At 64.0% G+C, this 22,214-nt stretch carries 19 protein-coding genes; 16 read left to right on the top strand and 3 right to left on the bottom strand.

What is annotated here, in order from left to right; all coding sequences use genetic code 11:
- Positions 1–40: 40 nt before the first annotated feature.
- The 3 genes from AAFP32_RS10050 to AAFP32_RS10040 all read right to left on the bottom strand — a co-directional run bounded on the left by AAFP32_RS10050 (position 41) and on the right by AAFP32_RS10040 (position 5,049).
- Positions 41–1,603, bottom strand: a complete 1,563-nt coding sequence (locus AAFP32_RS10050) for a GMC family oxidoreductase (RefSeq protein WP_350269017.1) — start codon at positions 1,601–1,603, stop codon at positions 41–43.
- 13 nt (positions 1,604–1,616) lie between these two features.
- Positions 1,617–3,095: an aldehyde dehydrogenase family protein gene (locus AAFP32_RS10045; RefSeq protein WP_101618807.1), complete on the bottom strand. Its 1,479-nt coding sequence runs from the start codon at positions 3,093–3,095 to the stop codon at positions 1,617–1,619.
- Between the two features lie 997 nt (positions 3,096–4,092).
- Positions 4,093–5,049: a hypothetical protein gene (locus tag AAFP32_RS10040; protein ID WP_350269016.1), complete on the bottom strand. Its 957-nt coding sequence runs from the start codon at positions 5,047–5,049 to the stop codon at positions 4,093–4,095.
- Here AAFP32_RS10040 and AAFP32_RS10035 point away from each other — a divergent pair.
- Genes AAFP32_RS10035 through AAFP32_RS09960 form a run of 16 tightly spaced genes read left to right on the top strand, consistent with a single transcriptional unit; the run spans position 5,005 to position 22,150 of the window.
- Entirely contained in the window at positions 5,005–6,081 is a 1,077-nt protein-coding gene (locus AAFP32_RS10035; protein WP_350269015.1) for a hypothetical protein, read from the top strand. The genes AAFP32_RS10040 and AAFP32_RS10035 overlap by 45 nt on opposite strands.
- Complete coding sequence (locus AAFP32_RS10030) at positions 6,078–7,124, top strand: HAD-IIA family hydrolase (protein ID WP_350269014.1); 1,047 nt, start codon at positions 6,078–6,080, stop codon at positions 7,122–7,124. The genes AAFP32_RS10035 and AAFP32_RS10030 overlap by 4 nt, the downstream gene beginning before the upstream one ends.
- A complete protein-coding gene (locus AAFP32_RS10025; RefSeq protein WP_350269013.1) occupies positions 7,117–7,320 on the top strand; it encodes a hypothetical protein in 204 nt (67 codons plus the stop codon). The genes AAFP32_RS10030 and AAFP32_RS10025 overlap by 8 nt, the downstream gene beginning before the upstream one ends.
- Positions 7,317–8,120, top strand: a complete 804-nt coding sequence (locus tag AAFP32_RS10020; protein WP_350269012.1) for a TlyA family RNA methyltransferase — start codon at positions 7,317–7,319, stop codon at positions 8,118–8,120. Before AAFP32_RS10025 ends, AAFP32_RS10020 begins: the two co-directional genes overlap by 4 nt.
- Positions 8,117–9,058: an NAD kinase gene (locus AAFP32_RS10015; protein WP_350269011.1), complete on the top strand. Its 942-nt coding sequence runs from the start codon at positions 8,117–8,119 to the stop codon at positions 9,056–9,058. Before AAFP32_RS10020 ends, AAFP32_RS10015 begins: the two co-directional genes overlap by 4 nt.
- On the top strand, positions 9,059–10,762 hold the full coding sequence (gene recN / locus AAFP32_RS10010; RefSeq protein ID WP_350269010.1) for a DNA repair protein RecN: 1,704 nt from the start codon (positions 9,059–9,061) through the stop codon (positions 10,760–10,762). It abuts the gene before it with no gap.
- A 15-nt stretch (positions 10,763–10,777) separates the two neighbouring features.
- Positions 10,778–12,016 (top strand): putative cytokinetic ring protein SteA, encoded by a 1,239-nt coding sequence (steA, locus tag AAFP32_RS10005; RefSeq protein WP_350269009.1) that lies wholly within the window; start codon positions 10,778–10,780, stop codon positions 12,014–12,016.
- Positions 12,009–12,959 carry a copper transporter gene (locus AAFP32_RS10000; protein WP_350269008.1) on the top strand — a complete coding sequence of 317 codons (951 nt, stop codon included), beginning with the start codon at positions 12,009–12,011 and terminating at the stop codon, positions 12,957–12,959. The genes steA and AAFP32_RS10000 overlap by 8 nt, the downstream gene beginning before the upstream one ends.
- Before the next feature lies 1 nt (position 12,960).
- Complete coding sequence (locus AAFP32_RS09995; RefSeq protein WP_350269007.1) at positions 12,961–13,830, top strand: hypothetical protein; 870 nt, start codon at positions 12,961–12,963, stop codon at positions 13,828–13,830.
- Positions 13,827–15,542: a murein biosynthesis integral membrane protein MurJ gene (gene murJ / locus AAFP32_RS09990; RefSeq protein WP_350269006.1), complete on the top strand. Its 1,716-nt coding sequence runs from the start codon at positions 13,827–13,829 to the stop codon at positions 15,540–15,542. The genes AAFP32_RS09995 and murJ overlap by 4 nt, the downstream gene beginning before the upstream one ends.
- Positions 15,539–16,705: a glycosyltransferase gene (locus AAFP32_RS09985; RefSeq protein ID WP_350269005.1), complete on the top strand. Its 1,167-nt coding sequence runs from the start codon at positions 15,539–15,541 to the stop codon at positions 16,703–16,705. Before murJ ends, AAFP32_RS09985 begins: the two co-directional genes overlap by 4 nt.
- A gap of 33 nt (positions 16,706–16,738) precedes the next feature.
- Complete coding sequence (locus AAFP32_RS09980; RefSeq protein WP_350269004.1) at positions 16,739–17,875, top strand: group 1 glycosyl transferase; 1,137 nt, start codon at positions 16,739–16,741, stop codon at positions 17,873–17,875.
- An 8-nt stretch (positions 17,876–17,883) separates the two neighbouring features.
- On the top strand, positions 17,884–19,566 hold the full coding sequence (locus AAFP32_RS09975) for a CTP synthase (protein WP_420883371.1): 1,683 nt from the start codon (positions 17,884–17,886) through the stop codon (positions 19,564–19,566).
- Positions 19,567–19,577: 11 nt separating this feature from the next.
- The gene (locus AAFP32_RS09970; protein WP_350269002.1) at positions 19,578–20,282 is read left to right on the top strand and encodes an NUDIX hydrolase; all 705 of its coding nucleotides are present in this window, start codon (positions 19,578–19,580) and stop codon (positions 20,280–20,282) included.
- Between the two features lie 10 nt (positions 20,283–20,292).
- Positions 20,293–21,240, top strand: coding sequence for a site-specific tyrosine recombinase XerD (gene xerD, locus AAFP32_RS09965; protein WP_350269001.1), 948 nt, complete (start codon positions 20,293–20,295; stop codon positions 21,238–21,240).
- Positions 21,241–21,280: 40 nt separating this feature from the next.
- Entirely contained in the window at positions 21,281–22,150 is an 870-nt protein-coding gene (locus AAFP32_RS09960; protein ID WP_101618421.1) for a ParA family protein, read from the top strand.
- The last annotated feature ends 64 nt before the right edge of the window (positions 22,151–22,214 follow it).

Below are 22,214 nucleotides of genomic sequence, written 5' to 3'. Positions count from 1 at the left end.
TATGCGATGACGCTGGCTCTTGCGCAGCCTCGCGACTGGGTCAGTTTCCTGCCTTGATCATCTCTGCACACTTCTCACCCATCATCATGACCGTGATGTTCGGGTTGACCGTCGTGATCTCCGGCATTGCGGAGGCATCGACGACGCGCAGGCGGTTGACGCCCTTGACCCGCAGCTGAGGGTCCAAAGGCGAGGACTGATCATCGGCGGCACCCATCCGTGCCGTGCCCACTGGGTGGTAGACGGTGTTGTGGGTGCGGGTGATGTAGTCCTCGATCTGCGCATCGGTCTGGACGTCCTTGCCGGGGAACAGCTCTTCACCGGCCCACTCGGACATGGCATCCTGCGAGACGATCGCGCGGGCCTTGCGAATTCCGGCGATCATCACCCGCATGTCGTGGCCCTCAGGATCGGTGAAATACCGAGGATCAACGTGCGGCTTATCCCTGAAGTCACGTGAGCGCAGGCGCACCGTTCCGCGCGAACGGGCATGCGTGACATTCGGTGTCAGGCAGAACGTGTTCTCCGCGGTCGGGTACCCCTGGCGGAGAGTATGCATGTCGAATGGCACAGAACCGTAGTGCATCATCAGGTCGGGGCGATCCAAGCCCTCCTCGGTGGGGGTGAAGATGCCGGCCTCCCACCACTGAGTGGAGTCTTCGACCATCGGCTTCTTAGCCTCCCAGGAGATCACACCCTCGGGATGGTCCTGCAGGTGTTCACCGACTCCCGGCGAATCCACGCGGACGTCGACTCCGACCTCGGCGAGGTGATCCTTTGGTCCGATGCCCGAGAGCATGAGCAGCTGAGGCGTGTTGATCGCACCGGAGGAGACGATGACCTCGCGTTTGGCCTCGATGCGCTTGGTATGACCGAAGGCATTGTTGACGACGAGGACCCCTGTGCAGTTCTCCTCGGCATCGAACTCGAGCTCCTTGGCCTGAGTGTCGGTGAGGATCGTGAGATTCTCACGGTCGAGGATCGGGTGCAGGTAGGACACCGAGGACGACGAACGCGTGCCGTCTGCCTTGCGGTTGACCTGGAAGAAGTTGGCACCGTTGATGACTGTTTTACCCTCGTTGAACTGAACCCGGGGGATGCCCTCCTGTTCACAGGCGTCGAGCAGGGCAATACCGCACGGATCGGCCGGTGGCACATTCATCAGGTGCACGGGACCGTCATGGCCGTGGTGGTCACCTGGGAGCTCGTTGGTCTCGAGCTTCTTGTACAGGCCGAAGGTGTCCTTCGAGCCCCATCCGGTGGCGCCGAACTTGGTTTCCCAGTCGTCCAGGTCCTCCCGCGGCGCCCAGAAGGCGATGCACGAGTTGTGAGACGAGCAGCCGCCGAGGACCTTCGCGCGGGCATGGCGCATGAACGAGTTGCCGTGCTCCTGCTTCTCGATGGGGTAGTCCCAGTCGAATCCGGACTCGAGCAGTTCCATCCACCGGTTGAGGCGCAGAACCATGTCTTGGCCGACATCGGTCGGGCCTGCTTCCAGGAGGCCGACGCTGACCTCGGGATCCTCGCTGAGGCGTGCTGCGACGGCAGCGCCCGCGGAGCCTCCGCCCACGACAACATAGTCAAAGCTATGAGTAGTTTCCACGTTCCGACTCTCCTTATTTGCTGTGATCGGGGAACCAGCCGGTGACGGCTGGCTCGAGATTCTGGTAGATGTGCTTGGCTTCCTGGTATTCGGCCAAACCGGTCGGTCCCAACTCGCGGCCGGAGCCCGACTGCTTGTATCCGCCCCACTCCGCCTGTGGCAGGTAGGGGTGGAAGTCGTTGATCCAGATGGTTCCGTGGCGAAGACGCTGGGCGACCAGCTGGGTCTTGCCCGCATCCTGGCTCCAGACTGCTCCGGCCAGGCCGTAGTAGGTGTCGTTGGCGATCTCTACTGCCTCGTCGACTGAGGAGAAGGTCTCGACGGTGACGACGGGACCGAAGGCTTCGTCAGAGACCACGGACATTCCGCGTTCGACCTGGTCGAGGATGGTGGGCAGGTAGTAGTAGCCCTTCTCCAGCTCGCCTTCGCCCCACGTGCCGCCGCAGCGCACGCGGGCGCCTTCGGCGACGCCCTTGTCGACGTAGGCGGTGACCTTGTCGCGGTGGGCTGCAGAGATGAGGGGTCCGGTTTCAGCATTGTCATCGAAGGGCCCGCCGAGGCGGATCTGCTGAGCACGTTCGACGAGGCGATCGACGAACTTCTCCGCGATCGAGTCTTCGACGATCAGTCGGGCTCCGGCGGAGCAGACCTGACCGGAATGGACGAATGCGGCGTTGAGCGCATTGTCGACAGCGGCTTCGAAGTCGGCATCGGCGAAGACGACGTTCGGGTTCTTGCCGCCCAGCTCAAGGGCGATCTTCTTCACGGTCGCGGCTGCGTTTGCCGCCAGGAGACGTCCCGTGACCAGGCCACCGGTGAAGGAGACCATATCGATGTCATCATGTGTTGACAGTGGTGCCCCTGCATCCGCACCGGCACCGAGGATCAGGTTGCCGACTCCGGCAGGAAGTCCCAGCTCTTCAAGCACCTGCAGAGTCAGAATCGCCGTGTGCGGCGTGAGTTCGGCAGGCTTGAGGATGAACGTGTTGCCTGCTGCCAGGCACGGTGCGATCTTCCATGCGGCCTGCAGCAGCGGGTAGTTCCAGGGGGTGATGAGGGCGCAGACGCCGACAGGTTCGTGGACGATGCGGCTGGCGACCGTGTCGGTGCCGGCGTCGACGACGCGGCCTGCGTCGTTGGCGGCAAGCTTGCCGAAGTAGTCGAAGCAGTTGGCGATGTCGTCCATGTCGATCTCGGACTCGACGTAGCGCTTGCCCGTGTCGAGTGACTCGGCGCGTGCGAACTCGGCCTTGCGCTCACGCAGGACCGACGCGAATTTGAGGAGAAGATCGCCCCGCTCGCTGGCGGGCACGCTTGACCATACACCCGAGTCATAGGCCCGACGGGCGGCAGCGATTGCGAGCTCGGTGTCGGCTGGGCTGGCTTCGTCCACCTCGGCGACGAAACTGCCGTCGGCAGGATTGTGGATCTCTCTGATCCCGCCGCTCTGGGCCGAAACCCACTGTCCATCGATGAAAAGCGTGTTGGGCACGATGTCTCCTATTCCTTGATGGTGTTTGTTGTTGAGATTGAGGCTGTCTGGTCCACCCATGTCGAAGTGGGAGTCAAAGCTGTCAGCATGCCTCCTCCTTGCGCTGGTGGTGACGCTTCCGAAAGCCACGATATGCGAACAAGGGCATTCGATGCTCAATCGAATGAACCGGATCACAGAAAGCCGACGATACGGTGCGCACATGCGGCCTTGCACGACGCCCGGTGCCCTCGCCTATGTCTGCGCTGCGCCCGGTTCCGCGGCTGCCCTGTGGGGCCTCATCGTGCGATCTGTGCGCGGAGTTTCCGGTGACAATGAGCACAATTGTCGGAAGGTCGATAGGAGAGTTGAAAGAGCAGGTAATCCCGCGATGGTGCCTAAGCTGCGCTCCATCATTAGGACGTGCTTTCCGGAGATGATCAATTGCGGATGTAGTTTTAAGGGGTGATAAAACCATTGATGCGGAGGCGGACGAGGATTGGACCACAATGCTCGAATCTTCCACACCAGCCTTCATGAATCCCCTACTGACCGCGATGAGATGACCGTGCGTCCCGTAGCCCTTTGCCCACGGGGCGCTTCGCCATGATTCTAACAGAGCGCTTAACAGCGATCCCGAGCTGTTGTTGGCACCTAATTCCTATTAGGGGAGTGTTCCGCCTAATCATGCACCCTCTGGCCGGCGGTCGAATCGAGGCGACCGCCGACCAGGCATTGTGCGGCTTCGGCCTGGCCGGTGACTGCGAAAGACAGCGAACCGCGGATACCGAGGTGCGCCGCTGGCATTCAATACGTGTTCCCACCCACAGGACTTACCCGTTTCGAGTGGACTAGAATGGTGCGGAATCATTGAAAAGACTTTATAGGGAGAATCGTGGCCCCAGGGGATTCGCGAGACAGCCAGCACAACCGCCGCTCGGACGGCGGGCGCCGCTCAGACCGCGACAGCAATCACAATCGTCGACAGGACTCCCACCAGTCCCGGGACGAGCGCGGGTCACGTAACTCCGATCGTCGCGACGACCGCCGAGGCGGATACCAGGGTAATCGCAGCAATGACGGTGAGCGTCGTGGGGGCTACCAGGGTAACCGGAGCAACGACGGTGAGCGTCGTGGCGGTTATCAGGGCAATCGGAGCAATGACGGTGACCGTCGTGGCGGATACCAGGGCAATCGCAGCAATGACGGTGACCGTCGTGGCGGATACCAGGGCAATCGGAGTAACGACGGCGAGCGTCGCAGCTTCGGGGCCGACCGTCGTGATGACAGTCGCGGTGGTTACCAGGGTAACCGGAGTAACGACGGCGAGCGTCGTGGCGGTTATCAGGGCAATCGGAGTAACGATGGTGAGCGTCGCGGGGGCTACCAGGGTAATCGCAGCAACGATGGTGAGCGTCGCAGCTTCGGGGGCGACCGTCGTGATGACCGTCGCGGTGGTTACCAGGGTAACCGGAGTAACGATGGTGAGCGTCGCAGCTTTGGTGGCGACCGTCGTGATGACAGTCGCGGTGGTTACCAAGGTAACCGGAGCAACGATGGTGAGCGTCGCGACGACCGCCGTGGCGGTTACCAGGGTAACCGGAGCAATGACGGTGAGCGTCGTGGTGGTTACCAGGGCAATCGGAGTAACGATGGTGAGCGTCGCAGCTTCGGGGGCGACCGTCGTGATGAGCGTCGTGGTGGTTACCAGGGCAACCGCCGCGATGATCGCGGAGGAAGTCGACGTCGTGACGATGACGGCGGAGACCGCGGAGGTTCCGGTCGGAACAATAACGACCGCAGGGCCACGCGATCTACTGATACCGGCGAATACGCACGCGAGCAGCGTGCGCGCCGGCCGCGGATCCAGGAGCCGCCGATTCCCGAAGAGGTCACCGGTAAGGAGCTCGACAAAGAGCTGCTGGGGCAGTTGCGTTCCCTTGACAAAGAGAACGCAGCAGCAGTTGCCAAGCACCTCGTCTCCGCAGGAGGGTTCCTGGATGTCGATCCGGAACGCGCCTACGAACACGCGAAGGCGGCCATGGCCCGTGCGGGTCGCGTCGGCCTGGTCCGAGAAGCCCTCGGCATTGCCGCTTATCACGTGGAGAAGTACGACGAGGCAGTTCGCGAACTGCGCACGCACCGACGCATCTCCGGTTCGAACGACAATATTGCGCTCATCGCCGATGCAGAACGCGGTCGTGACAAGCCTAAGAAGGCCATCGAACTGTTTGAGTCCGCCGGTGAGCTCGAACTCGACAACGATGCTCGCACCGAACTCGTCATTGTTGCTGCCGGAGCGAAATCGGACCTCGGTGACCTCAAGGGCGCACGAGCTCTGATCGAAGCCGAAGACTTCACCCAGAAGCCAAGCGGTGCACTGGTGCGACTGATGGCCGCGTATTCCGACTTGCTGCGCCTGCACGGTGAAACCGAGATGGCCGACAAGTACGAAGAACTGTCACGTCGCACTGCCAAGGCCACGGGAACCCTCTTCGGAGACGAGGAACCGGACCCCAACCTCGGCGTGGAGATCGAGACTGTCGAAGAAGTCCCCGATGAGGAGCTCATTGAGCCAGGGGATGACGCTGCCGATGCCACCGACGAGACCGATGCTGCCGATGAAGATCAGGCGGTTGACGAGTCCGATGCTGAGGCAGCAGACGCCGAGGTTGACGACACCGGCACGGATAGTGTGGTTGCAGACGACTCCGTTGCGGACGATGTCGCAGACGATGCTGGAGACGATCAGATTCCGGCGAAGTCGAAGACACATGTCTCGGAGAAGGAACTGAAGAAGGTCAAGGTCTCCGATGAGGAGATCGAAGCCGAACTCGACGAACTGCTCGAGGACGCTGAGGAAGTCGAGGCCTCCGATGAGGAGACTTCCGAAGCCTCCGAAGAAGCTCACGCGGAACCCGAAGAATCGGACACGAGCCTCAAGGCTCCTGACAACGCGAAGCCAGAGGAGTCGAACGTCTCCTATCGGCTGAACGGTCATCAGTGACGCCAGTCGCGAACGCAGCATCCCCGGTCGATCGACGTGCGCCTGAGGAATCGGGCGCACCGATCGACTGTGTGCTGTTCGATCTCGACGGTGTCGTCTACCACGGTCCGGACCCGATCTCCGGAGCAGTGGAGGGCATCAATGTCCTCCACGAGCAGTCCATTCCCGTCAACTATGTGACGAACAACGCCACCCGCACCGCCGAGGTGGTCGCCGAGCACATCTCCACACTGGGAATCAGCACAACAGCCGCCGAGGTGACCACCTCGGCGCAGGTGCTGGCGGGACAGCTTGCCGCACAATTTCCAACCGGGGCACCCATCTACCTGGTGGGCACAACAGGTCTGGCCGCAGCGCTGGAATCCGAGGGCCTGAGCGTCACGCGCAGCTTAGACGACGACCCCGTCGCCATCGCCCAGGGCCTCGACCCGGACATCACCTACCAGAGCATCGTGCGCGCCTGTGAGGCGATCACATCAGGCATCGAATGGTGGGCGACGAACCCCGACTTTTCGATGGTCGGGCCCAGAAGCCGGGTCCCGGGCAATGGGGCTTTCATCGACATGCTCTCCCGACTCACAGGTGCCCAGCCGACCGTCGTCGGCAAACCCTCTCCACACATGATGGAGTTCGCGGCACACAGGATCGGAGCCAAACGACCCCTCATGGTCGGAGACCGCCTCGACACGGATATCGAAGGCGGCAACTCGGCGGGTTTCGAAACCGCTCTCGTCCTTACCGGCGTCCACGACATTCATGACGCCTTGCAAGCACGTCCTGGTCTGCGCCCCACCTACATCCTGCCCAGCCTGCGCGGCCTGCCGAGACTCATCGCCGACAGCGCCCAGTCGAGCCCCCGGCCTACTGCTCAGGGGACACACGGAGCCGGGGACTGGCGAATCGGCGATGGCGAACTGCGCCTGGACGAATCGGCCCACCTTGGGGCCTCCGTCGTCCAGGACGCACTCCGATTAGCATGGGAGGCGATGGACCGCGGCGACGACGTGGCTCCAGGGAATCTGCCACGGAGGATCCATGACTGAACCGATGCACGAACCACAGCAGACCGTCGGACCGAACCAGGCCGCTGCACCCACACCGGGCTCCGTCAATGGTGATGTGCCGGTCGAAACCTGGCGCCGCAAACTTGTGCAGATCAGTGAAGCCCCAGGCGCCGAACGACACGGACTCCTGTCTGTACTCCTCGACGACCTCGACTCGCAGGTGAGTTCATTGTGAGCCGACTCGATCGCGAACTGGTCGAACGGGAACTGATCGCCACACGCTCCCGTGCGGCACGGGAGATCGCTGCCGGACGGGTCAGCGTCAACGGCAGAGCAGCCGTGAAGCCCTCTCTGGACGTGACCGACGCCGACGAGCTCACGGTCACGGAACCCGACCCCTGGGTGGCGCGCAGCGCACACAAACTCCTCGGTGCCCTCGACTCCTTCTCCATCGCCGACTTCGCAGGCAGTACCGCGCTCGACGCCGGTGCCTCCACCGGCGGCTTCACCCAGGTCCTCCTGCACCGGGGAGCGAAAGAGGTGTGGGCCGTCGATGTCGGGCACGATCAATTCGACTCAGGACTCCGCCGGGACCCTCGAGTCCGTGTCCGGGAGGGCCTCAACCTACGCGAACTGGGCAGTTCCGACGTGCCACAGGTCGATGTGGTCGTCGCCGACGTGTCATTCATCTCCCTGCGCCTGCTGCTGGCTCCGCTGCTGGCACACACTCTGCCCAGCGGCGAACTCCTGCTCATGGTCAAACCCCAGTTCGAACTCGCCCGGGGCGCACTGGACAAGCACGGCGTCGTGTCGACCGTGGGCAGCCGCCGTCGGGCCCTTGACTCCGTCCTCGCCGGCATTGCCGAACATGAGGCTCGCGTGATCGACATCGCGGCCTCCGTGCTCCCCGGGCCCAGCGGAAACCGGGAGTACTTCCTGCGTGTTCAACCAGGGAAAACACGAACCGAGTCCGATAGGCTCAATGAGGCAGACATCGCAGCCCATCTGGACCAGATCATGAGAGGAGAGCCGTGAGCCGACACATCATGGTGCTGCTGCACCCTCAGCGCGAGGAATCAGCAGTGGCAGCAGTGAGCGTGTGGAAGGCGCTCCTCGATGACGGGATCATCCCGGTCGTCCTCGACGAAGAGGTCCTCGACTTCGCCGCGCGCAGTTCCCACGCCGACGTCCAGAGGGATCTCCTCAGCCGCTGTGAGGTCATCGGCCCAGCCGAGCTCGCGATCTGGAAGACCAGATGCGAACTCGTCATCGTCCTCGGCGGTGACGGCACTATCCTGCGGGCAGCCGAACGCTTCCATGGTTCCGGGGTCCCGCTGATGGGCGTCAATCTCGGACATGTGGGTTTCCTTGCCGAGAGCGAACGAGAAGACCTCGCCGAGGCGGTCCATCGCGCCTCCCAGCGTGACTACCTGGTCGAGGAGCGCCTCGCCCTGGACGTGACCGTCTGGCATGAAGGGGAGGCGATCTACAACGCCTGGGCCCTCAACGAGGCCACAATCGAGAAGACGTCCAAGGCACGCATGATCGACGTCGTCCTCGGCGTCGACGCTCGACCGGTGTCGTCGTTCGGCTGCGACGGGGTCATCCTGGCCACACCCACAGGTTCGACCGCGTATGCGTTCTCCGCCGGCGGCCCCATCGTCTGGCCCGAGGTCGAAGCACTGCTGCTCATCCCCATCTCAGCCCACGCACTGTTCACCGAACCGCTTGTCGTCAACCCCGACTCCCGCCTCGGCGTCGAAATCTCTCCTGGCAATCCTGATTTCGCCGCAGTCCTGTGGTGCGATGGCCGGAGGGCTTTGGAGCTGCCCGCCGGGGCACGGATCGAAGCCAAGCGTTCACGGTCGCCGATCAAGCTGGCCCGACTTCACAAGGGTCCCTTCACCGATCGATTGGTGGCGAAGTTCCGACTGCCCGTCTCCGGTTGGCGGGGACCGATCGAGGAGGCGTAGATGATTTCCGAACTGAGGATCTCCCACCTCGGCGTGATCGCCGAAGCAGAGGTCGAACTCTCCACGGGCTTCACCGTCGTGACCGGTGAGACCGGTGCCGGTAAGACGATGTTCGTCTCCGCGCTGAGCCTGCTCATGGGCCGCAAGGTCGGTGCCGGTGTGGTTCGCAAAGGTGCTGAGAAGGCCGAGGTCGAAGGCATCTTCTCCGCCGTCACCGACTCAGTGCGCTCGCGCATCGAAGAGGCCGGCGGCAGCGCCGAGGGCGAGGCGATCATCTCCCGGACCGTGGCACAGAAGGGCCGCGCCCGCGCCACCGCCGGTGGACGCACCGTCCCCATCTCGGTGCTGACCGAGATCTCCGATGAGCTCATCACCCTCCACGGACAATCCGAACAGCTGCGACTCAAGGGCCCCGCCCAGCAGCGGCAGCTGCTCGACGCAGCCGGAGGACCCGAACTCGCTGTAGTTGCCGACTCCTACCACGCAGCATTTGAGAACTGGCGTGAGACTCAGGCCCGAGTCGCGCGGATCAAGGACAGCACCGCGGCCAGACGGGAACGGATCCTGTGGCTGAACGGGTGTCTGGAAGCCATCGACAAGGTCCGCCCGATCCCAGGTGAAGACGAGGCCCTGACCGCACAGGCCGCGAAACTCGGTGCCGCGGCTGAGATCACGCAGGCCGTCGGCAGTGCCCACGACCTCCTCCTCGGCAGCGAACTCGACGATGCCGGCGCCGCAGTCGACCACGTCCACCAGGCGATCAGCGCCTTGTCCGACGTGGAATCTGCGGACCCGGAACTGGCTCGCATCAAAGCCGCCCTCAACGACGCGGTCCTGCGCCTCTCCGATTCAGCCGCGGAGCTCAGCTCCTACCTCACCGGATTCGACGAGCTGGGGGAGACCTCACTCGAAGACACCGAAGCTCGCAGAGCCGAACTTGGTTCACTGGCAGCCTACGGGCAGGACGTGGCCGAAGTCCTCGACTTCGAAACACGCTCGGCTCAGGAGCTGGCTGAGCTCGAAGCCGATGACCGCGACCTCGGGCGCCTCGACGCCGAACTGGACGAGGCACGCAACGCCATGGAAGCTGCCGGCAGCGCCCTGACCGAGATCAGAACCGCGACTGCCACATCCTTCTCCCGCGCCGTGAGCGCAGAGCTTGCGGCCCTGTCGATGCCGAAGGCCCAGGTGACCTTCGAACTCACCGAACGGGAACCCACGTCCCACGGCTGCGACGATGTGCGCCTCACCTTCGCCCCTCACGATTCTTCAGTCGGTGACGATATCGGCAAGGTCGCCAGCGGTGGTGAGCTCTCACGAGTGATGCTCGCCATCGAAGTCGTCCGCGCGGCGGGGGAGGCCATCCCCACCTACGTCTTCGACGAAGTCGACGCCGGTGTCGGGGGAAAGGCCGCCATCGAGATCGGTCGCCGCCTCGCGAAACTGGCTGAGAACGCGCAGGTCATCGTCGTCACCCATCTGCCTCAGGTCGCAGCCTGGGCCGACACCCACGTCACCATCGTCAAGGACGACGACGCCGAGACCGTGAAGTCCGGGGTCAGGAAACTCAGCGAAGACGAACGGGTCATCGAACTCTCGCGGATGCTCGCCGGAATGGAGGACTCCTCCTCGGCGAAGGCCCATGCAGCCGAACTCCTCGACTCAGCACGGCAGGTCAAGACCGGCTCGGTGGCGCTGACATGAGAGAATGGGCAAACCATGAAAGCGCGTAGAACCCGGGAGAAGCCCACAGTCCCGACCAGGTCAGGCCCGGCTCCAGCCAGGCTCGATCGCCGGACGAAAGACCTCACCAAGCGTTTGAGCGCAGGCGATATCGCGGTCATCAAACACGCCGACATCGACCGGATCTCCGCCGAAGCACTCGTTGGCTGCAAACCCGCCGCAGTCATCAACGCGGACAAGTCGATCTCCGGCCGGTACCCCAACCTGGGACCGGGAATCATCATCGACGCCGGAATCCCTCTCATCGACGCCACCGGTCCGGAGATCTTCGACTTAGTCGAGGAGAACTCCCAGATCAGCATTGCCGACGACACGGTCTTCCTCGACGAGACAGAGATCGCCACCGGCATCGTCCAGACCTCGGAGACGATCGCGGAGGACATGCACGAAGCCGAAGCCGGAATGAACTCCGTGCTCGTGGACTTCGTCGACAACACGATCGAATACATCCGCAAAGACTCAGACCTGCTCTCGGCCGAACTCGTCGTCCCCGAGGTAGCCACGAAGTTCGAGGACCGACACGTCCTCATCGTCGTCCGCGGCTACCACTACAAAGAGGACCTCGCGATCCTCGGCTCCTACATTCGAGAATATCGCCCGCTCCTCGTCGGCGTCGACGGTGGAGCCGACGCCATCATCGAAGCCGGATACAAACCCGACATGATCGTCGGGGACATGGACTCGGTCTCCGACACCGCGCTGACCTCCGGCGCGGAGATCGTCGTCCACGCCTACCGGGACGGAAACGCGCCCGGAACTGAGCGCGTCCATTCCCTGGGCGTCGACTGTGTGGCCTTCGCGGCCTCGGGCACCAGTGAGGACATCGCGATGCTCCTCGCCGACGATAAGGGTGCCAGCCTGATCGTGGCCGTGGGCACACACGACACCGTCATGGAGTTCCTCGACAAGGGCCGCAAGGGCATGGCCTCGACATTCATCACGCGATTGCGGGTGGGCTCGAAGCTCATCGACGCCAAAGGCGTCTCGCTGCTGTACCGACAGAGGATCTCCAGCCTGCAGCTGAGCGTCCTGATCATCGCAGGTCTCGTCGCACTCGGCGTGGCCCTGTTTGCGACCGCGGCCGGACAGACCCTCATCGGGCTCATCGGAGCCCAACTCGACGGAGTCTTCGGATGGTTCGGCTCCCTGTTCGGCGGCGACCCTGCTGCATCGTTAGAATCCGCCAGCATCTTTCAAGGACTGACCAGTGATTGATTTTCGTTACCATCTTGTCTCTCTCGTCTCGGTGTTTCTCGCCCTGGCCGTGGGAATCGTGCTGGGCGCTGGACCCCTGAAGGAGCCGATCGGAGAGTCGCTGCAGAGCCAGGTCGACTCACTGCGTGCAGACCGCGACGATCTGCGCGCGAAGATCGAGGCAGCCAACGGCAATATCGACAAGCAGAACGACTTCGTGACCTCCGCGGCCCCCGAGCTCATCGGCGACACGTTGAAGGGCAAGGACGTCAGCATCATCAGCGCCCCGAAGGCCGACTCCGAACAGGTTGAAGAGATCACCAACCGAATCAAGGAAGCCGGCGGGACGATCGGCGGCGACGTCTCCTTCGTGGACAACACTCTGTCACTGGCCGACTCCACAGCCTTCCTCACGACCCTGCGAGACCTTGTGCCGAGCCTGCCCAAAGACGATTCCACAGCGATGCGATCCGCGCTCGTCATCGCACTGACCGGCAACGCCTCGATGCTCGAAAAGGGCAAGGATCGCGTCGCGGCAGAGAAGAAATCCTCCGCACTCTTCGACGCCTTCGTCGATGCGGGTCGCCTGCGCACCGACACCGACCACAAGCCGACCCCGCTCTTCGTCGTCATCGACGACCAGAACTCGACGCTCGCCGACGACACAAAGCCCAGCCCTGAGGCCACCGACGACAAAGCCACACGCATCCTCATCACCGACTTCATCAATTCGCTGACATCGGAGTCGACGTCCGTGGTCGTGGCAGGAGACGCCGGCTCGGCCCAGAACGGGCTCGTCTCGGTCCTCCGGACCGAGAAATCGCGGGCCAGCACCGTCGACGGACTCGGACTGGGGGCAGGTGCGGTCATCACCGTCCGGGCGCTTGCCGCAGGCGAGGCCGGGACCCACGGCCACTACGGCTTCTCCGATGATGCCGAAGAGATCATGCCAGGGAAGGACTGAGATGATCCGCTCACTCGTCAGCTCCGCCGTCGCCGGCCTCCTCGGGTACACGGCGACCAGGGCAATCCTGACCTCGAAGCTGCGCACACACGAGAGGGTCGTGCGCACGAACCATGCCGGCCATGACGTCTCGCTCGTCGAAGGACCCGCGGTCACCGCGGGACTGGTCGCAGGCAGCCTCCTCATCGAAGCACCACGACAACGCGCTGCGACCCTGCTGGTGACCACCGTCGCCGGCGGTCTGGGCGCGGTTGATGACTTCCTCGAATCCGGGGGCTCGAAGGGTCTGCGCGGCCACCTCAGCGCCCTGGCCCATGGTCAGATCACGACCGGCGGGATCAAGGTCATCGGAATTCCCCTGGCCTCGATCGCCGCCGCGACGATTCTGCGGACCGGCAGAAGCAGCCACGGGCTGTTCTCGTCGAGGGCAACGACCGCGGGCCAGACCTGGTTGGGGTCCACGGTCGACGTCGTCGTCACCGGGGGAGTCATCGCCGGCACAGCGAACCTGTTCAATCTGCTCGACCTGCGCCCCGGACGCGCACTCAAAGCGGGCCTGCTGACGCTGGCCTTCATGCCACACAAGCACGGCCTGACCTGGGCGCCCAGCGCGGCCATCGCCGGGTCCAGTGCGGCGGCGTGGCCAGACGATCTCGACGGTGCGGCGATGCTCGGTGACACCGGTGCCAACGCCCTCGGAGCCGCATTGGGCACGATCGTCGCTGAGAATTCGACGGCCACGCAGCGTCGCCTGCTGCTGTCCGGCCTGGTCGGTCTCACCCTGCTGAGTGAGAAGGTCTCGTTCACCTCGATCATCGAATCCACCCCCGGACTGCGTGAGATCGACGCCTTCGGACGCGAGACCGTGTGAGTAAGCTGGTTCGAGTCTTCGCCTCTGCGGCGCTGCTCGTCTCGGTCGTCACTCTTGCCACCCGACTCGTCGGCTTCCTCCGGTGGCTGGTGTTCTCTCCCACGGTGGGAGCCGGCACCGTCGGCACCGCTTATCAATCGGCGAACCAGGTGCCGAACATCCTCTTCGAGGTTGTCGCCGGCGGTGCCCTGGCCGGTGCCATCATTCCGCTGTTGGCGATACCGCTGGCCAGGTCGGACAAGGAGACGGCCGGCAAGATCGCCTCGGCGCTTCTGACCTGGGCCGTGTCCGTGACTCTGCCGATCAGTATCGTTCTGGCCGTCTTCGCCGACCCGATCGCCCATCTGCTCATCAAAGACGGTGCGGAGGAACAGGCGGCGACAGCGATCTTCCTGCTGATGTTCGCGCCCCAACTCGTCCTCTACGGCATCGGCGCCGTCCTCACCGGTGTGCTCCAGGCACATCGGAAGTTCCTCTGGCCGGCCTTCGCGCCGTTGCTCTCCAGCCTCGTCGTCATCGGCTGCTACATCGCCTACGAGACGATCGGCGGCACCGATGAGACGTGGCGGTCCCATATCGGCTGGCTCGGTTGGGGCACCACCATCGGTGTTGCGGCCCTCGCACTGCCGCTGGCCCTGCCGATGCGTTCGACCGGTCTGAAGATCTCACCCACCTGGACCTTCCCACACGGAGTCGCACACCGGGCACTGCGCCTGGCCGGTGCGGGCATGGCGGCTCTGCTGGCCCAGCAGGGCGCCGTGCTGGTGACCCTGATGCTGTCGAACCAGTCCGGCGGCAAGGGCACCTTCGTCCTCTTCAGCTACGTCAACGCGGTCTATCTCCTGCCCTATGCGGTCCTTGCGGTGACTGTGGCAACGGTGATGTTCCCCGCGCTGTCCGGGTGGGTGGGGAGAACCACCGACCCCGAATCGAGTCCCGAGGATCGCGAAGCGGCACAGGTCCGACTCCACCAGCTGACCTCGACCACCTCGGCCGTGATCATCAGCATCGGGCTGCTGGGCACGGTGATCCTGATGAGCGCCGCAGCCTCACTGGAGACCTTCTTCACCGCCATCGATGCAGCCGGAGACCACACGGACGTGCCCTTTGCTTCGATGAGTCAGGCCATCATGGTCATAGCCCTCGCCGTTCCCGGCTGGTCCTTCGTCGCCTGGGGCACACGCGTCTTCTACGCCATGGAACGCTCCCGATACTCGGCAGCGGCGACAACGGCGGGGTGGCTCCTCGTCATCGTTGGAATGGTGCTTGCGATCCTGGTCACCGACGCCGCCGGAGATCCGGGGCGGACCCTGGTGGCGATCTGCATCGGCTATGTCCTCGGCATGAGCGTGGCGGGTCTGTCGCTGCTCATCTCGATGCGTCGAGTGCTGGGAGCCGCAGGTCTGCAGAGAATTCTGCGCCGTAGCCTGCTGTCTCTGCTGGCTGCGACGGTGGCCTCCACCGCAGGCATCGTCGTCACGCAGTGGTTGGCCGGCTTCTTCGGCACCGACGCATGGCCCTCGGTGGCCAACGGCGTGATCTCCGCGCTCGTCGGGTGTGCGATATTCATCGCCATCATCGCATTCGACCGCAGCTACCTCACCGAGGTTCGCAGTCTGCTGTCGAACCGCCGAGGTGGTCCCGATCAGAGACCCACAGCAGATCCGCCCGCCGGGCCGACCCCTGCGAGAAAGAATGAGGATGAGAGATGAGAATCGTCTACGTGCTCGGAACATCGACAGGGGGAGTCGGCACACATGTGCGGGCCCTGGCTCGGGACGTGGCCGCCGCCGGCCATGAAATCGGGGTCATCGGACCGGCCCAGACCGACGAGCACTTCGGCTTCTCCTCGCTGCCCGGCGTCCGGTTCGCCGCACTCGACATGGGAACCGGGATCGGTGCCCAGGATGCGGCCCTGATCATCCGCCTCCGACGTGCGATCCGCAGCTTCGGACCCGATATCGTCCACGCTCACGGCTTCCGCGCTGGCTTCATCGCTCTCCTCGCCTCGCGCACCCTGCGCCCCCGGCACCGCCCCAGCTCCATCATCAGCCTGCACAACCGGGCCAGTGGCCAAGGACTGCGCGGCACAGTCGAAACCGGCATCGAGACTCTGCTGGCCAAGGGAGCGGACCTGACACTGGGGGCCAGCACCGACCTCGTGATCCGGGCCCATGACCTCGGCGCCCGCGACGCCCGGTTCCTGCCCGCCGCAGCACCGGAGGTCCACGAGATCCCCGCCGAGGCGGCCGTTGCCACCCGTGCGGCACTGACCGAGGAGTTCGGGTTCGAAGAGGATGCCGTGATCGTGCTGTCCGTCGGTCGTATCGCACCGCAGAAGAACTATCCGATGCTCGTCCGGGCGTTGGGCCACCTCGGCGCGACCGCGTCATCTGAGCCTCAGGCACCCGAACTCGTCTTCCTCATTGCGGGAGCCGCAGACCAGAGCGTCCTCGACGAAGTCCGTTCTCAGTACGAGGACCTCGCCGCCACCTCGGCGGTGCCTGCTCTGCATTTCCTCGGTCCTCGAGACGATATCGCCGCGCTCAACTCGGCGGCCGATCTCTACGTCCTCACCAGCGTGTGGGAAGCCCGTGCACTGGTGCTGCAGGAGGCACTGATCTCCGGGCAGGCCATCATCGCCACCAACACCGGTGGGAGCGCCGAACTCGTCGGTGATGCGGGTATTCTCATCGACGACGATGACGATACGGCCCTTGCCGCAGCCATCGGTGAACTGGCCGCTGATCCCGCTCGCAGGGCCGATCTGGCCGCGCGCGCCCAGGCCCGCGGATCACAACTTCCCGATGAGAGGGACGTGGCCAAAGAACTGGTGAGCATATACACGGAACTCATGCCCTCCCAGGTAGGGTAGAAGCAGCGTCGATCTAATGAAAAGGATGAGGAAATGAGCGAATCCGGCGAGGTCCACCCACTCAGCGAAGACACGAGGATTCTGCATGTACTCGCCGAAACCACGGGTCCCGTCGTCGAGGTGGCGAAACTCGCGGTGCTCGGGCATCTGCGCGCCGGCTTCAAAGTTGCGGTCGCCGCCCACCGTTCGCTGCTGGGCACGTTCGGCGTTCCCGAGGAACTGGCGGACAATTTCCGCGAGATCGAGCTGGCAGCCCGACGACGCTTTTCCTTGGCAGATCCCAATACCGCGTTCACTCTGCACAAGCACTACCAGCACGTGGACATCGTCCACGCTCACGGCCTGCATGCTGCGACTCTCGCCGGGCTCGCCTTCACCGGCCTCCCGGCCAGACTGCATCCGAAGATCGTTGCGACGATCGAGTCCTTCGACGCGGCCGGCGTCATCGAGAAGACCGGTGCGGAGATCGTAGGCCGCACCGCGACCGCAATTCTGGGCACCACGGAACCGGTCGTCGACTACTTCGGTGAGAAGGTCCCCATCGTCGAACGCGCGGAGCTCGTCCACCCGGACATCGACGTCGACCTCACCATCAGGACACCGCGGGCACAGGTGCGCCGGGAACTCGGCGTGCAAGAGGGCACATGGATGGTCGCCAGCCCCATTGCCCTGCGTGACCACACAGCTTTGGCCACGGTCCTCGATGCTGCGGACCAGATCAACACGAAGCGGCCCGGCCGTCCCGTCGTCACGGTGCTCACAGGCACCGGCAAAGACCGGAGCACGATTGAGTCCGCGTTCTCTGATCGCGGAGTCATCGTCGCCCCGGCCGGAGACCTCGTCGACGTGGCAGCCGCCGCGGACGTCGTCATCGCCAGCGAGACCATGACCGGACTTAGCCATGAAGACCTCATGCAGCTGTCGAAGCCGGCGGTCTTCATCGGCAACCCGAGACGCGCAGGCATTTGGGGTGCCGCGGCAAGGACCGTCGCAGCCGACGACACGGACGCACTTCTGAGTGAGATCAATCATCTTCTCGACGACCCTGCCGGACGCGGAACACAGGCTGTAGCCGCGAAGAAGCGCGTCATCGACGTGAACAACGGGGCCGCGATCTCTGAGACGCTGCTTGATCTCTACGCCGAAGTCGCCGAATCGTCGGATTCCTGAGCCCGACTTTGATAGGATCAAATCCCGTGGTGAATCGAACTGGCCCAGGCGGCACAAATACGGCAAAACACATCTTCGTCACGGGAGGCGTTGCCTCTTCGTTGGGCAAGGGACTGACGGCTTCAAGCCTCGGTCATCTGCTCACTCAGCGCGGACTCTCGGTAGCAATGCAGAAGCTGGATCCCTACCTCAATGTGGATCCGGGAACAATGAATCCCTTCCAGCACGGTGAGGTCTTCGTCACCGAAGACGGTGCTGAGACCGACCTCGACATCGGCCATTACGAACGTTTCCTCGACGTCGATCTTGACGGCGCGGCCAATGTGACGACCGGGCAGGTCTACTCCTCGGTCATCGCCAAGGAACGTCGCGGGGCCTACCTCGGCGACACCGTTCAGGTCATCCCGCACATCACCGACGAGATCAAGTCGCGGATGCGGGCTCAGGCTGAACGTCCCGTCGACGAGCGTCCCGATGTGATCATCACCGAGATCGGCGGAACCGTCGGTGACATTGAGTCCCAGCCGTTCCTCGAGGCCGCGCGTCAGGTCCGGCACGACATCGGCCGAGACAACGTGTTCTTCATCCACGTGTCCCTCGTGCCCTACCTCGGGCCCTCCGGCGAGCTGAAGACGAAGCCGACCCAGCACTCGGTGGCGGCACTGCGGTCGATCGGCATCCAGCCCGACGCGATCGTGCTCCGCTCCGACCGTGCACTGCCCGATTCGATCCGCACGAAGATCGCCTCCTCATGCGACGTTGAGTCCGATGCCGTCGTGTCCTGCGTGGACGCACCCAGCATCTACAACATTCCGAAGGTCCTCTACGACGGGGGCCTCGACGTCTACGTGATCCGTCGCCTCAACCTTCCCTTCCGCGACGTCGACTGGACGAAGTGGGACTGGGTACTCGAACGCGTCCACCACCCCGAACACCATGTGCGCATCGGCATCGTCGGCAAGTACATCGACCTCCCCGATGCCTACCTGTCGGTCACCGAGGCGCTGCGTCACGGCGGTTTCGCCAACAACGCCAAGGTCAAGGTGGAGTGGATCCAGTCCGATGACTGCGACACCGAAGAAGGGGCACGGGAGCGTCTGTCCGGCCTCGACGCGATCTGCGTGCCCGGCGGCTTCGGCATCCGCGGCATCGACGGCAAACTCGGCGCCCTCGAATACGCCCGGACGAATGGCATTCCGACCCTCGGCCTGTGCCTGGGACTGCAGTGCATGGTCATCGAGTACGCCCGCAATGTGGCCGGAATCGACGAGGCCTCATCCTCCGAGTTCGACCCCGATACGAAGGTCCCCGTGATTGCGACGATGGCCGAACAGCTGTCCATCGTCGAAGGCGAAGGCGACCTGGGCGGGACCATGCGCTTGGGCACCTATGAAGCGAAACTGGACGAGGGCAGCGTCGTGGCAGGAGTCTACGGCTCGACCCTCATCACCGAACGCCACCGCCACCGCTACGAGGTCAACAACATCTACCGGGAAGAGCTGGCCAAGGCTGGTCTGCGCTTCTCGGGCACCTCACCCAGCGGAGAGCTCGTGGAATTCGTGGAGCTGCCGGAATCCGAGCACCCCTTCTACGTCGCAACCCAGGCTCACCCCGAGCTCAAGTCGCGCCCGACCAGGCCTCACCCGCTCTTCGCGGGACTCGTGGCAGCGGCGCTGAAGGCCCAGAAGTAGGCAAGGCACGCATGAGCGATCTGCATGACGAGGCCTATACGCCGACCATCACCGCATCCGAGGTCGTCTACCACGGAGCGGTCTGGAACATTCGGCGAGAGACCTTCGACCTGCCTGAGGCAACTGGGCTGGTTCGAGACATGATGGCTCACACGGGTGCTGTGGCCATAGCGTGCGTGGATGAGCAGGGCAGGATCCTGCTCATCCAGCAGTACCGTCATCCCGTTCGGGCCAGGCTCTGGGAAGTCCCAGCCGGTCTTCTCGATGTGCCCGGCGAAGATCCCTTCGCCGCCGCCCAGCGTGAACTGGCAGAGGAGGCTGATCTCCGGGCGGCACGCTGGGAAGTCCTCACCGACTCCTGCCTGACCCCCGGCGGCAGCAGCGAATCGATCCGGCTGTATCTGGCCAGGGACTTTGAGCTCATCGCCGACGAGGATCGACACGAACGCAGCGAAGAGGAAGCGGGCTTCACCTTCAGGTGGGCCAGCCTCGATGAGGCGCTCGACGCGGTGAGTGCGGGCGAGATCACAAACTCGATCGCGCAGCTGGCGATCCTGCAGGTGGACCGCATCCTGCGTGCTGAAGCCGCCGGGAATCCCACCCGGACCCGCAGCGTCGATGCGCCCCGTCGTCTCATCGACGGCCGTGGAGATGAAGCCGCCGGTGCAACCGCAGATCCAGCTGCCGCCGGCGCCTCAGACCGACCGCGAGCCTGAGGTCTGAGCCATGGCCCGGCATGGTGCCGAACTGCTCCCGGAGCTGCCGCAGTCTCTGGCCCGCGGCTTCGAAACGTACTTGAATTCGCTGCGATTCGAGCGCGGACTGTCGCGGAACTCCATCGATGCCTACTCCCGCGACCTGGCCAGGTACGGAACCTGGCTCAACGGGCAGGGGATCGACCGCCTCGGCGAGGTCGACCGGACGCATGTCGAAGCCTTCGCTCTGCATCTGCTCGATGAGAGCCTGGCCCCGCGGACCCGTGCGCGAGCACTCGTCGCGGTGCGCCGTTTCCACGGCTTCGCCCTCGGCGAGGGACTGGCGGGTACGGATCCGGCCTCCGAGGTCAGCCCGCCACAGGAGGGGCTGCGTCTGCCCAAGGCGCTGTCCCTAGACGATGTCGAAGCGATGTTGTCCACGAGCGCCGGCGAGGAGCCTGCGCAGATCCGTGCGGCCGCACTTCTGGAGCTGCTCTACGCAACAGGCGCACGGATCTCCGAGGCGGTAGGTGTCGACCTCGACGACCTCGATCTCGAGACCAGCCTTGTGCGCCTCTATGGCAAAGGCGGCAAGGAACGGATCGTGCCCTTCGGCTCCCACGCCTCCAGGGCACTCGGTGCCTGGGTGTCGCGGACTCGCCCGAGCATGGCGGCGAAGGCACGGACAGCAGCCCCGGCCGGTGCTCTGTTCCTCAATGCGCGGGGGACCCGTCTGTCACGCCAGAGCGCGTGGCAGATCGTCAAGGACGCGGGGGAGCACGCGGGGCTTGACGCCGAGGTGTCTCCGCACACGTTCCGACACTCGTTCGCGACACACCTGCTCGAAGGCGGCGCCGATATCCGAGTCGTCCAAGAACTGCTTGGACACGCGTCAGTCACGACCACACAGATCTATACCAAGGTGTCAGAGGAAACATTGCGGGAAGTGTACGCGACCTCGCACCCCCGGGCGCGGTAGGGTTATCTGCAGAGAGCAACGAAAGGTGGCCATCCGAGTGATGAATACGCAACAGGCGTTGGATATTCCCAAGTCGAAATCCACTGCCCCAGAGCAGCAGGACTTCGACGAACCAGCACCGCTGGACACTCATGGGCCCGCCCGCATCATCGCGATGGTCAACCAGAAGGGCGGCGTCGGCAAGACGACATCGTCGATCAACCTCGGCGCTTCTCTGGCCGCCTACGGACGCAAGATGCTGCTCGTCGACTTCGATCCACAGGGCGCACTGTCGGTCGGTCTGGGAGTGAACCCCTACGACCTGGACATCAGCGTCTACAACCTGTTGATGAATTCGCGTCTGGATCCTCATGAGGTCATCGTCGGCACCGACTTCGAGAACATCGACATCCTCCCGGCCAACATCGACCTCTCCGCAGCCGAAGTCCAGCTCGTGGGCGAAGTGGCCCGAGAGCAGATCCTGTCGCGGGTGCTGTCGAAGGTCGCCGACGAATACGATGTCATCCTCATCGACTGCCAGCCCTCCCTGGGCCTGCTCACCGTCAACGCACTGACCGCAGCCCACGGCGTGATCATTCCGCTCGAAACCGAGTTCTTCGCATTGCGCGGCGTCGCCCTGCTGGTGGAGACCATCGAGAAGATTCAGGACAGGCTCAATCCCTCCCTCGTCGTCGACGGGATCCTGGCCACGATGTTCGACTCGCGCACGCTCCACTCGAAAGAGGTCATGTCACGTGTGACAGAGGCCTTCGACGACAAGGTCTTCGACACGGTCATCAACCGCACCGTGAAATTCCCGGATGCCTCGGTCGCGGCCGAACCGATCACGAGCTTCGCCCCCAAGCATGCAGGCTCGGAAGCCTACCGTCGCCTGGCCAGGGAGCTCATCGCCCGCGGAGGCGCACCCTGAGCGAGACCGTCAGTGAAGGGTTCCAGGTTGAACTGGAGAACTTCTCCGGTCCCTTCGACCTGCT

Source organism: Brevibacterium sp. CBA3109, assembly GCF_040256645.1.
Classification (GTDB): Bacteria; Actinomycetota; Actinomycetes; order Actinomycetales; family Brevibacteriaceae; genus Brevibacterium; species Brevibacterium koreense.
This window is presented reverse-complemented; position numbering and strand designations above follow the sequence as displayed.

Bases quoted from the DNA above. Each gene is read 5' to 3' on its own strand.
- AAFP32_RS10025 (WP_350269013.1), top strand. From the start codon at position 7,117: ATGACTGAACCGATGCACGAACCACAGCAGACCGTCGGACCGAACCAG.
- recN (WP_350269010.1), top strand. From the start codon at position 9,059: ATGATTTCCGAACTGAGGATCTCCCACCTCGGCGTGATCGCCGAAGCA.
- steA (WP_350269009.1), top strand. From the start codon at position 10,778: ATGAAAGCGCGTAGAACCCGGGAGAAGCCCACAGTCCCGACCAGGTCA.
- AAFP32_RS09995 (WP_350269007.1), top strand. From the start codon at position 12,961: ATGATCCGCTCACTCGTCAGCTCCGCCGTCGCCGGCCTCCTCGGGTAC.
- AAFP32_RS09985 (WP_350269005.1), top strand. From the start codon at position 15,539: ATGAGAATCGTCTACGTGCTCGGAACATCGACAGGGGGAGTCGGCACA.
- AAFP32_RS09980 (WP_350269004.1), top strand. From the start codon at position 16,739: ATGAGCGAATCCGGCGAGGTCCACCCACTCAGCGAAGACACGAGGATT.
- AAFP32_RS09970 (WP_350269002.1), top strand. From the start codon at position 19,578: ATGAGCGATCTGCATGACGAGGCCTATACGCCGACCATCACCGCATCC.
- xerD (WP_350269001.1), top strand. From the start codon at position 20,293: ATGGCCCGGCATGGTGCCGAACTGCTCCCGGAGCTGCCGCAGTCTCTG.
- AAFP32_RS09960 (WP_101618421.1), top strand. From the start codon at position 21,281: ATGAATACGCAACAGGCGTTGGATATTCCCAAGTCGAAATCCACTGCC.